The organism is Polaromonas sp. P4_H1 (genome assembly GCF_056400945.1).
Genome location: NZ_JBFUKG010000144.1, coordinates 1 through 533 on the forward strand (window position 1 = coordinate 1; position 533 = coordinate 533).

Annotated in this window: 1 protein-coding gene; it reads right to left on the reverse strand. The window is 60.2% G+C overall.

All coding sequences use genetic code 11. The features are described from left to right. Positions 1-427: POTRA domain-containing protein (locus tag AC1DS5_RS25575; RefSeq protein ID WP_477721044.1), on the reverse strand; the 427-nt coding region annotated here is incomplete at its 3' end. Between the last annotated feature and the right edge of the window lie 106 nt (positions 428-533).

A 533-nucleotide genomic window follows, 5' to 3' on the forward strand; every position in this document is an offset into this window, starting at 1 on the left:
GCACCATCGGGCGCGACAGCGTCCCGCGCGGCTTCGACTGCACTTCGGCGTTCAGCTGGTCGTCCTTGACCTTCTTGTTACCTTCGAAGGCGACACGGCCAATGACCGGGTTTTCGACGACGCTGACGACCAGACGGCCACCGGCCTGATTGATCTTCACATCCTGGAACAGGCCGGTCTCGATGAGCGACTTGAGGCCGTCATCGATGGTGCCCTGATCCAGCCGGCCACTCGGGCCGGGACGGAAATAGGAGCGGATGGTCTCCACATCCACGCGACGATTGCCTTCAACAACAATCGAAGCGGCGGTCTGAGCCACGGCAGTCGAAGAAACGAGCGCAGCAGTCGCTGTAACGGCGACCGGCATGGCGACCAAGATCGAAGCAGCAAGAAGGCCGCCCCGGAAACCCCGCAAACCAAAAATCATGCGCAAAGCGCCCTTATCATTCCATCGCCAGCCCGCACCCCTACGGTCTGACAGAATCCCTTTAGTGGCCCAGCTTGTAGCCAATTTTACCTGACTGGCAAACGAC